Genomic DNA, 14,180 nt, shown 5'->3' with positions numbered 1-14,180 from the left:
GCAGGTATTCTCTATATGCGGTTCACACGGAAGCATCTGCAAAAACGTCTGCACTGCCCTGTTGTGAACTGCAGGATTATGTATGAATACCGGGCTGAACTGTAATTATCACTTTTAATTCTTAATTAAACGGATTTAAGATTCTCTGACGCAGTGCCAGTTCTCCATCCATTTGATTCCAATTAATATTAATTATGCCTGCTGAGCCTGTACAGCTGTGATAGCTACTACGCCTACGATATCGTCTGCGAAGCATCCTCTGGACAGATCGTTTACCGGCATGGACAGACCCTGAAGAACCGGACCATAAGCGCCAGCTTTTGCAAGTCTCTGAACCAGTTTGTAACCAATGTTGCCTGCTTCCAGGGACGGGAATACTAAGGTGTTAGCATGTCCAGCTACGGAGCTGCCCGGTGCCTTAGCCTCGCCTACAGACGGAACCAGTGCTGCATCAAGCTGAAGCTCGCCATCCAGTTTCAGTTCCGGGAACTTCTCATGAGCAATCTTAACTGCATCTGCTACCTTGGTAACATCATCATGTTTAGCGGAACCCATAGAAGAATAGGACAGCATAGCTACCTTCGGCTCTGCGCCAACCAGCATCTTGAAGCTCTCTGCGGACAGACCAGCGATCTCAGCCAGCTTGTTGGAATCGAAGTCAGTGTTTACTGCACAGTCAGCGAATACGAACAGACCGTTCTCACCGAACTCACAATCCGGAACTTCCATCAGGAAGAAGCCAGATACAGAGCTGATACCCGGTTTGGTCTTCAGAAGCTGAAGAGCCGGACGAATGGTGTTGCCGGTAGAATGGCATGCACCAGATACAGCGCCGTCAGCATCGCCGCACTTGCACATCAGGCAAGCATAGTACATATAGTCTTTCTCCATCTGCTCTTTTGCAACTTCCGGAGTAACACCTTTTTTGCCTCTTAATTCAACGAACTTGTCGATGTATTTCTGCTTATTCGGATCATTGTACGGGTCAACGATGGTGGCACCGGAAATGTCGAAGCCTTTGCCGTTTTTCTCAATCTCTTCCGGAGTACCGATGATGATCAGATTTGCGATACCCTCTTTCAGAATTTTCTCAGCTGCCTCGTATGTTCTCTTGTCCATTGACTCTGGAAGAACGATGGTTTTCTTGTCTGCTTTTGCTCTTTCCTTAATCTTGTCAATAAATGCCATGGTTATAAAACCCCTTTCATAAGTGTGTGTCTATTACTGCTAACATTATATACCAGTTGTTTATTGTATACAAGAGCGATTTTCAAATTTTTGATTAATTAAATTTTTAACAAGATGCACTATAATTTTTCCTTTACGCTCCCGCACTTCCACTATATAATGTAAATGAAGCAGAAAATGGCTGCTATTTTTTACAGATTTTTCTGCCGCAACAGCAACAGTCTTTTATTTTTATTTCTATTATAAATAGGCTGCTACAAAATTCCTCGCAAAAATGCAAAAAACAGGATTGAAATTTATGAAAATCGTTGGTTTAATTACCGAATATAACCCGTTCCATGCCGGACATCTGTATCATATGCAACAGGCAAGGGAACTGACCGGCGCAGACTACTGCGTCGTCCTGATGAGCGGCAGCTTCGTCCAGCGCGGCGAACCCGCCATCTTTGATAAGTACCGTCGTACAAAAGCCGCTCTTCTCGCCGGTGCCGACCTGGTACTTGAGATGCCAGCCGCCTTCTCCACCGCCTCAGCGCATGAATTTGCCGCCTATGGAGTCGCGCTTCTGTCGGCGATCGGTGTGGATGCCGTTGTGTTCGGCAGTGAATGCGGGCAGATTGAGATCCTTAAGCAGGCTGCTTATGCGCTGAATCATGAATCGGCGGAATTTCAGGAACGGCTGCGGAAAGGGTTGAAAGCGGGACTGACTTATCCGCAGGCACGGGCGAAGGCGCTGGGAGAAACACAGGCGGGCGGGACAAGAGTTGAAAATGTGGAAGATTTTCACGCAAATACAGATGTGTCGAACTCTCATATATGGTCTTCCATTTTAAACTCCCCTAATAATATCCTTGGGATTGAATATCTGCGGGCGGCGGAAGATCTGCACAGCCCGATGGAATTTTATACGATTTCGCGGGAGGGAAGCGGATATCATGAGGATGCACTGTCTGAAGCAAAGTTTCCATCCGCTTCGGCAATTCGCGGGATAGTTCGGAAGAGCTATGAAAATCTGTCAGCAGATAGTCCAGCTTCACTAAAACAGGAACCGGGTTCTGATTCAAAAAGTGAGATTTTATTTAATATTTTAATACCTCATCTGCCAGCCGTGACGCATCCCGCATACGCAGGTGCACTTCCCGTTTTTACGGATGACTTTTCAGAACTTTTAAATATGGCTGTTTTACAGATGCAGAAATCTTCAGCGAAAGGTTCCATTGCTGCCACAAACGTCGTTATGCCTTCCAGCACTTTGTCTGTTGATACCAATACGCAGGCTATATCCCGCATCGCAGATCTCTCCCCGGAGCTTGCCGCCCGTCTTGCAAAACCACCTTACTTTCCTCTCTCTTTTGAAGAACGGATTCAGGCGTTAAAGACGCGCCAGCTTACCTACACGCGTGTCAGCCGGGCGCTTCTGCATCTGGTACTCGGTATGCGCGAGGAGGATATTTCCCGGTGGAAGGAAGAGGGCTATGCACTCTATGCACGGATTCTCGGTTTTTGCAGGCAGAGCAGCCCTCTGCTCTCCTGTCTGCATAAAAAAAGCAGCATCCCCCTCATCACTAAAATGGCAGATGCCGCCCAGAACCTCTCCCCGTCGGCGCTCGCGCTGCTGGAGCAGGAGGTGTACGCCTCGCATTTATACCAGACGGTGCGGATGAAGCGCAGCGGCGTATTTCAAAATGAATATACAGAAGGACTGGTTTTTGTATAAAAATGAACCAGTTTTCAAGTCGAACGTCCGTGAGACTTGGCGCGTGATTCTGGTCAGCGAAGCTGACATATTCCATACAGAATCACTGCGCATCCCCGCGGAGCGTTTATCTCAGTCGGAGACCCACCTCCCACTGAGACAAATTTGCTATTACTCGCCACCTAAAGAGGTGGGACTCTTCTCGACTGAGATAAAACTTACAAATGGAGGAAACCACAGTGAATAGAAAATCACCTATTATCATCGGAATTGCCGGAGGAACTGGTTCAAGAAAATCCACTTTTACAAACCGTCTGAAAGACGCATTTGCTAATCAGGTGACCGTGCTTTACCACGACAACTACTACCGCGCCCACGACGATATGCCATTTGAACAGCGCAAAAAGCTGAACTACGACCACCCGGATGCATTTGAGACGGAGCTGCTTCTTGAGCATCTCAACAAACTGAAAAACTGGGAGGCAATCGACTGTCCAACCTACAACTACGCCAACCACAACCGCGCCGAAGCGACCATTCACATCGAGCCGCGCCCGGTTATCCTGTTGGAGGGCATTCTCGTTCTCTATGACGAAGCACTCCGCAATCTGCTCGACATCCGCATTTTCGTCGATGCCGACGCCGACGAGCGCATCCTCCGCCGAATCTTACGTGACACGAAAGAGCGCGGACGCGATATCGAAAACATCATCGACCAGTATCTGACTACCGTCAAACCGATGCATGCTCTCTTTGTTGAACCGACCCGCGCCTATGCAGATGTCGTTACAAACAGCGGACGGAATGAGGTTGCATTCTCGCTGGTGCGGGGGGAGATTGCACGGCTGCTGGAGGAGGCGAAGGCGGAAGAATAATATTTCAAAATATTGGGATCATCGAGGTCACAAATGAGGTCATCGAGGTCATGATTTGATTTCTGACCTCAATGACCTCATTCTGACCTCGATTTACACGCCAAAAAGCAGCAGTATCACACAGTCAGCGCTCCATTCTTTTTTGAATGTCTCGCCACTGCCGATACCGCCGCTTTTTCCTATATACTTTTTCTATGATGCCTGCTCTAACATAACATTTTATTTAATTCATAACCACACAGCTCTGCTCGATCTCAATTTGGCTCTCCGCAATCACTCCCTGAAACCGTTCATATTCCGCCGGTTCCATCCGCCAGGCAATTCCACAGCCTGCTGAGAGTTCGCGTGGGACAGGCACCAGGCGCCCTCTGATTCCCTGTTCCCGGCAGAATGCCTCCATCTCCATCGCCGCAGCCGTCGTGTGAAAGGTAAAAATCCGATATTCCCGTTTCTGCCTCATCATTTCCACCTATTTAATATTCCAGAGCAGCATCACGCTTCAAAGGTAATGGTGAAACAGCCGTTTTCCAGCACCTCGGTGTGCCCCTCTTTTCCATGATACTCCAACGTGCGCTCAATATTCGTCCGGGTGTGTGCCTCATCGCCAAGCACACGGATCTGTTTTCCCGGATGTTCGTCCATCGCATCCATCACCATCAAAACCGGTTCCGGACAGGAGAGTCCCCGCACATCTACCTCAACAAAATCTGACATTTTCCGTTTCCTCTTTTCTTTATTTCTTTCTACGTTTCATATTTGCCGCTGCAATCACGAATAACAGGGCAATACATACAATTACGGCAATTTTGCCCGGCATCGCCGGACCACCCAAAACGGCTACCTCTGTCTCGGTTGCCGCTTTTGCTGCCGCACCAACCAGGTTAAAATTGTGTGCAAGTGCCGCACCTAACAGCATTCCCAGAAAGGTTACCGCACTGTCCGAGGAGCCCTGCCCTGCCAGAATGATCTGACGCAGCGGGCATCCGCCAGCCAGAACGGCTGCAAATCCAACGGCATACATACCCAGAATATTCCAGAGATGCTGGGAGTGCGCGATCGGCTGACCGGAAAAGCTCAAATGGAAATTGCCAGTTGCAAGGTTAAAAATCAGCATGACTGCAAACAGTGCGCCGATAATGCTGAGCAAATCAAAGTTTTTCATCAGAATCACATCACGGATGCTGCCTGCAAAACACATACGGCTCTTCTGTGCCAGTGCACCAATCAGGAGAGCCGCAACCAGGGAAATCAGAATCGGTGCGTGCTTGCTTCCCGGTCCTTCCGTGCTGGCTGCGTATACGCCTGTTACTGCTCCAATGATAAAAAGCGCCAGAAGGAGCACCGGAAGCACATATCCGCTTGATTTCTGCGTCTCATACGCTCTGCCCAGCGAAAATCCCTTTTTCAGGAAGAACGAACCGGTTGCAATACCGCCTGCAAATCCAACCAGCGCTACATACGCATTCAGGTCACCGGCTGCCATACGCAGAACCATACGCAGCGGACACCCTAAGAATACCAGCGCGCCGATTACCATGATCGCACCCAGAACAAAGCGGATCATCGGTGAAGAACCTGCTGTCGCCTTATACTCGTTCGTCACCAGTGAGATTGCAAATGCTCCCACTGCAAATCCTACAATCTCCGGACGGAAATACTGAACCGGTGCTGCTGAGTGAAGTTTCAGCGCGCCCGCCGTATCACGTACGAAGCACGTAATACAGATCGCCATATTGGCCGGATTTCCAAAATACGCCAGCAATGCTGCCAGCACACCCACAAGCGCGCCTGCCACTGCCAGCTTCCATGTCTTGTCAAATACTTTCATACCTGCCTCCTTTTTTATTTCATGTACTCTTAAAGTTTTTCTCACACTCGTCATTGTGGGTGATTTCACGCACCACACTCGCATTTCATCAATACATATCAGAAATTTGAGTGCATCCGGCAAAAAAATCATCTCACAAAATCAAACAAGAAAAATTTCAAGCGCGTACATTTCATGGATCTATCCATACTTTCCGCAGACAAGTATAACATCCTGTATTTTTATGGTAAAATCGTTTATATTGATATTTGCTATAAACTTATTGATATTTTCAATAAATAAAGCTACACTCTTCTTTAGAGATTGTTTTCACCTGTCTACTATTCATTTTAATTTTGGATTTTATCACAGAATCATTAAAAATTGATTTTATCTATAGAAAGGATTTTAAATATATGGACATCCGCCAATTAGAAGCTTTCGTGTACACCGTCAAATATCAGAGTTTTTCGCTTGCCGCCCAGAAGCTGTACATCTCACAGCCGACTGTCAGCGCCCACATCCGCAGTCTGGAGGAGGAATTTCACACCCAGCTTTTAAAGCGCACCACCAAATCGCTCTTCCTGACTCCTGCCGGGACAAAATTATATTCCTATGCCACGGAGATTCTGACCCTGCAGCAGAAAGCAATCGTGGAACTCGCCAACGAGACGAAACCGCAGCTTCGGATCGGCGCATCCTCCGTTCCGTCCCTCTATTTTCTGCCGGAACTTTTAAGCGCTTATCACGCAGTTCATCCTGATATCCGTGTCTATGCCTCCTGCTCAGACAGCCTGGACGTTGTACATAAGGTGGATGACGGCATCTGCGACATCGGTCTGGTCGGAACTACTACCTCGGACACCTCCTGCGAATTTCTCCCATTTGCCTCCGATGAGCTTGTGATCGCTGCCCCCGCCGCACCGCATTATCAGGCTTACCAGTCTATTCCATCACCGCTGGATGCCCTCTTAAAAGAACCGTTTCTGCTCCGGGAAGATAATTCCGGCACAAAGCAGGAAACCCTTCATTTCCTAAAAAATAAAGGGCTTTCACTCGATGATTTAAATGTTATTGCCGTGATGGACGATGCCGCCGCCCTCAAGCAATGTATCATGCTGGGAATGGGCATCTCCATTCTCTCAAAAGCAACTGTGCAGGCAGATGCACGGCAGGGGAAACTGCTTCTCTTTCCGCTTGGGGAAGCTGCCTTTCTCCGGAAACTCTATCTGGTGTATTCGCCGGTTAAGTATATGGCAGAGGAAGGCGGGGTGTTTTTGGAATTTGCGAAGAGGTTTTATAAGTTATAACTTTAACTTTTCATAGCCAATTCTGAAATTTAGGCACATCACCGATCCGTTCAAAAGATGTTCCCATACCTCCATCAAACGGATGGAACATCTTTTCTATTTCTTTTCGTGAATCTATAAGTACAATTACGTCTTTCTTCAATCATTCTACCCCCAACGCCTTAAACACCGCATCCTCCGCACTCTGATACGGAATCAGCTGAAATGCGCTCATCAGATCAGCCGGAACACTTGCGAAATCAACAAATGAGGTACTCGGAATCAGTACCTTCTTTGCACCACTGTCCAGGCACACTTGAAGCGTATTGGCAAGTTCATCCACCTTTATCATTGTGCCACTAATTGTTATATCTCCCAACACTGCCAAGTTGCTGACAACAGGCTTTCCAAGGGCAATCGAACAAAGTGCAATCAATGTTGGAAGTGCCAATTTGTCTGTCATACCGATACCCTGCAAATCCTGATAATTGATGATGTAATCCTTGGTCGAAGTGCTGATAGAACCGCTGATCCGGTTGCCGTTGGCTTTCAGATAATTGAACGCCGTGTTCACAGCTTCCTTGCACTTGGAATCACTGCCTAAGCCTGTCCGTTCAATCTTGCCATTGCCCGGAAGCATCTGACTTTCCAGACGGAACACGCCAATCATGCCGCTTTTTCCTCTGGATACGGTATAAACCTGTCCCGGATTGCACATTCCATCCGGTATCAGTTTACCGCCACCCTGTTCCGGTACGGAAACATAATGTTCTGACATATCCTCCAGGTCAATATAGGAGAAGTTCACATCGTAAAACTCCATGCCGCCCAGCTTTTTCAGCTGTTCTTTTACACGGCGGCGCATTTCCAATGCAATCTGAATGACTTCTTCCAGTTCCTCTTTGGTAAACTCACCATTCGGGTACATAAGCTTCAGATAACCGTCTACCATACGGCGGACTGCAATCGTATCACGCTGATTCAGATTTCTTCCCAGGCGGAAGTAGTGGTCAAGTGCATCACCATACTGTTCTTTGCGAAGTTCCCGGATAAATTCAGCCAGATAATCACTGATAAAACCGTAATCATCGGTAAAATGTTCCGGTCTGAACTTCGGTATCTCCCATCCTAGAAGATAGCAGTGCATACGATCAAGAAATGCTGTATCTGTTCCCATTTCCTGCGGGAAAGGTGCAAACAGGCTGGACGTTTTCAACAGCACATCCACACTCTGATTGATATTTCCCACAAATACCATCGACGCAATAGCAGACTTTTCTTCTTTGCCACGGGCAAAAGAGCCGGATGCCATGTAATCCTTCATAATCTGAATGCCATCTTTATCTTTAAACTTGATACCTGCCACTTCATCAAAAGCTACACAGTCCCATAAGCCGACCAGTCCGACCGTTTTGCGTCCCATATTGTAAAACAGGTTTGCAACCGTCGTCTGCCCACCGGAAATCAAAATACTGTTCGGTGAAATTTCTTTGTAAAGATGAGATTTACCGGTACTTCTCGGTCCCAGCTCACAAAGATTAAAGTTGTTTTCAACTAATGGAATCATACGGGTTAGGAGCAGCCATTTCTCACGATATGTAAATTCATCTGGCTCCATGCCGATAGAACGAAGAAGAATATCCAGCCATTCATCTTTCGTAAAAGCCTTTCGTCCCTGCTTCAGTTCATCAATATCAATGTGCGGCATCTGGATCGGTGTCAGCTTACGGATACTGATCGGAGAAATATCTTTTTGTGTTTGGAACGAAGCGGATTTCCGTCAATATCCTCAATGCCAAAGTTATTGTCGCCCTCAACCTCGTAATCCAGCTGAACGATACACCAGATACCTCCGCAGAGCAGGCGGTCAAATTTCTCCGGGTATTCGTCGGCAATCGGTACATTGCCAACGCCCAAATTGGAAAACTCCGCAAAAAAGCAGTCCTTTTTCATATCCAGTCGGACAGTCACCATATCAATGATAGTGTGACTGCCTTTCTTTCGCAGCTGAGACAGAATCTTCTGCGATTCATCCGGGCGTACAAAATTATCAGCAAGAATACGCTTCACGTTCTGTACGCCTTTTTCAATGACCGTTTCATCATCTGAGCTGCAATACTGACCCAGCAGGAACTCAAGGACATACACCGGGACATTTTCCCCTTCCTTGATTTTCTTTGTCAGGTCTTTCCGAACAATCTTACCGTCAAAGTTCTGACGGAGCTTATTCTTTATTTCTTCACGGGTGCTTTCACCCTCTGTAAATTGCCCATCTTTCTATCCTCCTGCGGTATTAACTAAAGAAATCGAACTCATCCACCGCAAAGGCGATGTCAATCTGGAACGGCTCACGCTGCGGCATCTGCAAGCTCTGTTCATCTGCAATTACCAGATAGTAAGTAGCAGTATTGCTGTATTTCAGAGACTTCAGATTAAACTGGCAACGGAAAGTTCTCTCTGCACCGTTGTCGCTGGTTTTATCTGCAATAATCTTCTGAACATCACTGATCTGCTTGCCATTTTCGTCCGTAAAGTAAACATGATAGGTAGCCGCTTCACGGTTTGCACTGACTGAATCCTTCTGATAAAAGTTCAATGAGAAAATCATATTGCTAATTTTACGGTTTGCAGACAGCAAATTGACTGTTACCGGCTTGGTATCATATTTCTGTTTATTACGCTTGTATTCCATAGAATCATTGCGGAGATAATGGTACTCGATCACCGGAACAACCATTTCCTGTAAGCTGATACCGCCATGGACAAAGTTCATGCCGCCGCCATTCATCTTGATACGGATACTTTCCCTCGGTGCAAATCCATCAAATTCCGTTTTGCCGCCCAGGAACTTCACAGGCAACAGATAGTTCGGTTGTGCGCCTTTTTGCATGATTGCATAGCGTCTGCCATATTCCACATCCATGCCGTTAAAGCTGGTCTTATCTACCTTGTCATCCTCAGTCAGCGGACTATATGTATAAAGGAATCCGTGGTCAGCCGTAATCAGAATATTCGTACCGCCAAATTCATTCACAATAATACGCACAAGGTTTTTTAACTCTGAAATTGCCTTATCACAGGCAGAAAAAACAGCGGTGTCAGAAGTATGGCTGGCTTCATCAATAGTATCGTGATAAATGTAAACCACATCCATGCCCTTTACCAGCGCACTTCGTTCTGCTCGTTTCATGGCAATGATGTCATTGTATTTCAAAGCCACACTCGCCGGATCTTCTGATTTCAGGACTTCATCCCGGTAAGTGCTTGCCGTAGACTGACCATCTGCCAGAACCGTCAAAATATCGTTCCGAACTTCTACTGTCAGTTCTTTATGTGGCAATAACGCTGCCATACCAAACTTTGTGATAGACGGGAAGATACTCTGCATACTACTGATGGAAACCTTACTCTGCGTTTCTCTCTGAAGTTGATCTGCCATAGTTGCCGCCACTTCATATCGCATAGCATCTGAAATAATCACAAATACCTTGGTATTCGAAGTCTTAATGCGAGAACGGTAAAATTCTTCCTGCTGCGGCACTTCCAAAACCTTACCGCAGGTTGCCAGTTCATCCGCACACACATCTGACCAGTTATTACCCAATTCACCCAAGAACCAGTGAGTATAGAGTCCTTCCACTTTATCAACAACGTGCTTAAACAAATCATCCAGCAGAATATTGGAAGTCTCCAGACTCTTTTGGAAACTCAGATGAAACAAACGGTAATAGGTATCCATCTGATAGTAGCTTTCCGTATATTCTTTCCAGATGCCTTTTGCTTCGGCAGTATGGAATCCGACAGAGTGTTCCTTGAAAAAGCTCTGCATATTCGCCACTTGCAGGATACCGTCATAGAAATTCTCAAACGGCTCATACCACGCACAGGTTCTTCGCTTTTCAACGGTGGAAGTAATCATATCTACATCAATGATATGGTCGCTGATCTCTGTCATCAGCTTTGTCAAAATCACTTCGTTGATGCACGGGAAACACTCGGTTCCTGCCAGATCGTCCACCATCAGCTTTTCAAAACGCTGATGCAGACGGGCTTCATCTTCAACATACCGTGCCACATCATATAACTGCTGAATATCCTCGCTGTGCAGCCACTCGGAAATAAAATCATAGCAATATGCCTGATGCGGCATGGAAATAAAGCTATCCAGTCCGGCGAGATATTCCTGCCGCATGGTACGGGTAGCGGCGGTCAAAAGCAAATGAATTGCCAGCCGTCCGAGGTCTGGTTCTTCCTCCACAAATCCGCAGCCCTGGCGAACCATTGTCCAAAATGCACCGTCAACATGATATTTTACAAAATCCTGATAAACAGTATTGTTCTTCAAATCCAATCCAGCACGGAACACGCTACGGAAAATCATATTCGGCTGTGCGTCTTTTAATCCACAAATTGCCGCCATGACAGCCATGTGCAGCTGTGCAGGCGTTGCCGGAACTTTATTCTGTGTGCTGACTTTCAATCGGCGGTCTTTCGCATTGAAATAAGCACGATAATTCTTGACCTGCTTCCGCATGGCCGGATTCGATGTAAGACCCATCTCATCCATCCAAATAGAAATCAGGTCTGCCCGGAACTCCTCACTATAAAGCTCCACATCCAGAAGCCAGTTATCATCCGGGCGGTTATATGCTAATGGACTGTAAACCAGATAGTTTGTGGTCAGATCGTCCACTGAAAGCAGTTTCTTCACAGAAAAGGCATTGTTTCCGGTCAGAGCAATTATCTTTGCATTTTCCAGAACCACTTCGTCCAGTTTATCCTCAAATTCCTTATCTTCATCGTACCAGAAGATGATACGACGCTGATAAAACTCCGGCAGAAGTGCAGCAAACCTGCGGTTTAAGTCTTGTATTACTTTGTCTGTATCCATAAGTCACTTTCTTTCCTTCCTTGGTATCCGGCATTTTGTCGGCACTTTCCCGGCACTTTTTGTAGTATCCGGCGGTTTAACGGCACTTATCCGGCGGTTTTCTCGGCATATTCCTGTTCCAGTTCCTCTGCCAGATACGCATCGCTCATGCAGTGCATATCAGAAACACCATCACGGATCAGCTGATAAACCTGGGAATGATAAAAGAAATCCAATGCCGCATCCAGCGAAAGTCCCTGCTGTTTAGCAAAGCATTCAATAACACGGCTATATTTTTTCTGAAGCAAAATCGGGTTCGCTGTCATAGTGCTTCACTCCCTTCAAAATGCAACATAGATAGTGCTTTCTCTGTGCGGAAACATATTTGCAGGTTCGGCTTTTCATAACGCAGGCGGTTGATAGCTTCCGTTTTATCAATCAGTCCGTCAAAAAACAGCTCCACGGTATTGAACACCTTATCATTGGCAACACCGCCCACAACAAGGTCGTAATCTGTCGAATCTTTTCCGCTGCGGCAGTTCAGAATGAAATCCAGCCATTCTTCGGAATAAGAATCAAATTTCAGCGTTTTCAGTTCAGATTCCCGGCTTTCATCGTATTCATACCGAGAGATAATGCCATCTTTCCCACGGCGTTTGAACTTGCCGCACCACTTCGCCGCCTGTTCATACAGCGGCGTGACATAGAAGCCACGCCCGAAATCTACATTGGGACGGGAATGAACCAAATCCGGCTTTGCAATCTCTAAGAAAGAACCATGATAGAGAATCATACTTCCACACCCCTTTCTTTCATCACATCAAGGAGGTCATCAACGATATATTCCCGACTCTGGGTATGCAGCACTTCATATTCCGGCACGATGTAACCGTGCAAAATATCACTCTGTTCAGTAAATGCCTGATAGACACGCTCTGCATCCACACCCAGCTTTGCTGCTACATTTTCAATACAAAATACAGCAAACTCCAGCTCACTGGAATTTTTGATTCTTTCATCCGTTATCATATGCAAGCCCTCCTTTTACGATAATTTTGAAAAATTGTCTATTAAAATCAAATAAAAAGCAGACGGATAAATTCCCTCTCTTAAAGCTATTCTACTAACCATTCTAAACTGTTTCATAAGTTCTTCTTCACTTTTTGGTGTTGTCTGAACCTTAATCAAATTCATAGCTTCTTTGCATAATGGCAACGCCATATATTCAGGAATTGAATTTGCTTCTTTCTCAATTTCTTCTTTTGTGATCGGATCAAGGGATAATGCATTAAAAAGTTCAAAAAACTTTTTAGCTTCATCAGAATCCGGATATTTTCTACCACAATTATATTGTGGCTGATTCGCATCCAATGACTTCCATAACTGCTTAATATCTGCAAATTCATATGGTTTAGTCAATGGCAATTTCTTTGGCGGCTCACCATACGAATAGAAAACCACCTTATCTAATGAGCTTTTTTCTATACAAGCAAATATATGACTGTCATTCTGTGGTGAAAGCCCTATAATATGCAATTCACCTGAAAGTTTTTCAAGTTCCCCAAAATGATAATCCGTAGCAATTTTCAGTTCTGGATGTTTGATATAAGTATCTATAATTTGAGCTTTTTCTGATTCTACACCTGCTCTCATTATCTCAAATTTCTCTACATCCGAATCATGTAATTGCTTTAGTCTTTGAAGTGCCTCAATTCCTTTCACTTTATCCTGAGCTTCTTTATATTTATTCTGTCCACTAAAATTAAGTAGCGCATTACAATAACATTGCAGATAATCTGGATTCATAACAATTTTTCCGTTTTGCTTGTTCAAAAATCCCTGAACTGTTTCAGGATTTTCAGAATCTGCAAGGACAGAATAATCCCCATGCAAATGGTAAATTGTTTTATTAGTCAACTTTTCAATATTATTATCATAATTCAATGTAAATATCGAATCAAACGATTTAAAAAAATGTTTGACAGGCTTTTTCATTTTTTGATAAATTTCTTGAATTTTACCAGCATTATAGATAGCATCCAGAATCATCCATTCAAATCCTTGTTTTGATGCTTTCCACATATCACTCAAATCTGGATTATCCATGAAGAATAATCGAAGTAACAAAAACCAATCTTCTAATGGAATTTCATAATAATGCTCAAATTTGCTGCGTTCTGCGTTTTGTGCCTTGAACTCCATTACAGCTCTTTTCACTACATCGTCAGCATTGACTTTATCATATTTTCCATCAAGCACAGCATTTACAGTAGGAAGAAGTCCTCGAAATATCTGTTCAATTTCACTTCCCGACAGCGTACCTTCAAAAAGACTATCATACTTATCGCACTGTGCGTTAAAGATAATTCTTGACAAAATGAATCTATTTGAATAGGCTTTTCCACCAAACTGTATGTTTACTCCATTCCCCAAGAGAACAGATTTCTTTTGTTTC

Annotated in this window: 12 protein-coding genes and 1 pseudogene; 3 read left to right on the top strand and 10 right to left on the bottom strand. The window is 45.2% G+C overall.

Annotated elements, in window-relative coordinates; translation table 11 throughout:
• Positions 1 to 192 precede the first annotated feature (192 nt).
• The gene (pta, locus tag C7U56_RS00635; protein ID WP_022360441.1) at positions 193 to 1,188 is read right to left on the bottom strand and encodes a phosphate acetyltransferase; all 996 of its coding nucleotides are present in this window, start codon (positions 1,186 to 1,188) and stop codon (positions 193 to 195) included.
• A gap of 298 nt (positions 1,189 to 1,486) precedes the next feature.
• Here pta and C7U56_RS00630 point away from each other — a divergent pair, with 298 nt between their 5' ends.
• Together C7U56_RS00630 and udk are read left to right on the top strand one after the other, a co-directional pair.
• On the top strand, positions 1,487 to 2,905 hold the full coding sequence (locus C7U56_RS00630) for a tRNA(Met) cytidine acetate ligase (RefSeq protein WP_106999763.1): 1,419 nt from the start codon (positions 1,487 to 1,489) through the stop codon (positions 2,903 to 2,905).
• Between the two features lie 218 nt (positions 2,906 to 3,123).
• Complete coding sequence (udk, locus tag C7U56_RS00625) at positions 3,124 to 3,759, top strand: uridine kinase (protein WP_233430138.1); 636 nt, start codon at positions 3,124 to 3,126, stop codon at positions 3,757 to 3,759.
• Between the two features lie 223 nt (positions 3,760 to 3,982).
• Here the strand turns inward: udk and C7U56_RS00620 are convergent, their stop codons facing one another.
• Genes C7U56_RS00620 through yedE form a run of 3 tightly spaced genes read right to left on the bottom strand, consistent with a single transcriptional unit; the run spans position 3,983 to position 5,641 of the window.
• Positions 3,983 to 4,219: a putative Se/S carrier protein gene (locus tag C7U56_RS00620; RefSeq protein ID WP_106999761.1), complete on the bottom strand. Its 237-nt coding sequence runs from the start codon at positions 4,217 to 4,219 to the stop codon at positions 3,983 to 3,985.
• Between the two features lie 32 nt (positions 4,220 to 4,251).
• Positions 4,252 to 4,473 carry a sulfurtransferase TusA family protein gene (locus C7U56_RS00615; protein ID WP_106999760.1) on the bottom strand — a complete coding sequence of 74 codons (222 nt, stop codon included), beginning with the start codon at positions 4,471 to 4,473 and terminating at the stop codon, positions 4,252 to 4,254.
• A gap of 19 nt (positions 4,474 to 4,492) precedes the next feature.
• Positions 4,493 to 5,641: a YedE family putative selenium transporter gene (gene yedE / locus C7U56_RS00610; protein ID WP_338108836.1), complete on the bottom strand. Its 1,149-nt coding sequence runs from the start codon at positions 5,639 to 5,641 to the stop codon at positions 4,493 to 4,495.
• A gap of 341 nt (positions 5,642 to 5,982) precedes the next feature.
• Between yedE and C7U56_RS00605 the strand changes: the two genes are divergently transcribed.
• Positions 5,983 to 6,876 carry a selenium metabolism-associated LysR family transcriptional regulator gene (locus C7U56_RS00605; protein ID WP_146143886.1) on the top strand — a complete coding sequence of 298 codons (894 nt, stop codon included), beginning with the start codon at positions 5,983 to 5,985 and terminating at the stop codon, positions 6,874 to 6,876.
• A 142-nt stretch (positions 6,877 to 7,018) separates the two neighbouring features.
• Here C7U56_RS00605 and brxL read toward each other — a convergent pair.
• The 6 genes and pseudogenes from brxL to C7U56_RS00575 all read right to left on the bottom strand — a co-directional run bounded on the left by brxL (position 7,019) and on the right by C7U56_RS00575 (position 14,158).
• Positions 7,019 to 9,090: pseudogene (gene brxL / locus C7U56_RS00600) on the bottom strand (protease Lon-related BREX system protein BrxL).
• Between the two features lie 58 nt (positions 9,091 to 9,148).
• A complete protein-coding gene (gene pglZ / locus C7U56_RS00595; protein ID WP_106999757.1) occupies positions 9,149 to 11,746 on the bottom strand; it encodes a BREX-1 system phosphatase PglZ type A in 2,598 nt (865 codons plus the stop codon).
• An 86-nt stretch (positions 11,747 to 11,832) separates the two neighbouring features.
• Positions 11,833 to 12,051, bottom strand: a complete 219-nt coding sequence (locus tag C7U56_RS00590) for a DUF3791 domain-containing protein (protein ID WP_106999756.1) — start codon at positions 12,049 to 12,051, stop codon at positions 11,833 to 11,835.
• On the bottom strand, positions 12,048 to 12,518 hold the full coding sequence (locus C7U56_RS00585; RefSeq protein WP_106999755.1) for a DUF3990 domain-containing protein: 471 nt from the start codon (positions 12,516 to 12,518) through the stop codon (positions 12,048 to 12,050). Before C7U56_RS00585 ends, C7U56_RS00590 begins: the two co-directional genes overlap by 4 nt.
• Positions 12,515 to 12,754: a DUF3791 domain-containing protein gene (locus tag C7U56_RS00580; protein WP_106999754.1), complete on the bottom strand. Its 240-nt coding sequence runs from the start codon at positions 12,752 to 12,754 to the stop codon at positions 12,515 to 12,517. Before C7U56_RS00580 ends, C7U56_RS00585 begins: the two co-directional genes overlap by 4 nt.
• 15 nt (positions 12,755 to 12,769) lie before the next feature.
• Entirely contained in the window at positions 12,770 to 14,158 is a 1,389-nt protein-coding gene (locus C7U56_RS00575; protein WP_227589541.1) for a hypothetical protein, read from the bottom strand.
• Positions 14,159 to 14,180: the final 22 nt, after the last annotated feature.

The organism is Clostridium fessum (genome assembly GCF_003024715.1).
GTDB lineage: Bacteria > Bacillota > Clostridia > Lachnospirales > Lachnospiraceae > Otoolea > Otoolea fessa.
Note: the sequence above shows the minus strand (reverse complement) of the source record. Positions and strands in the feature narration are given on the sequence as shown.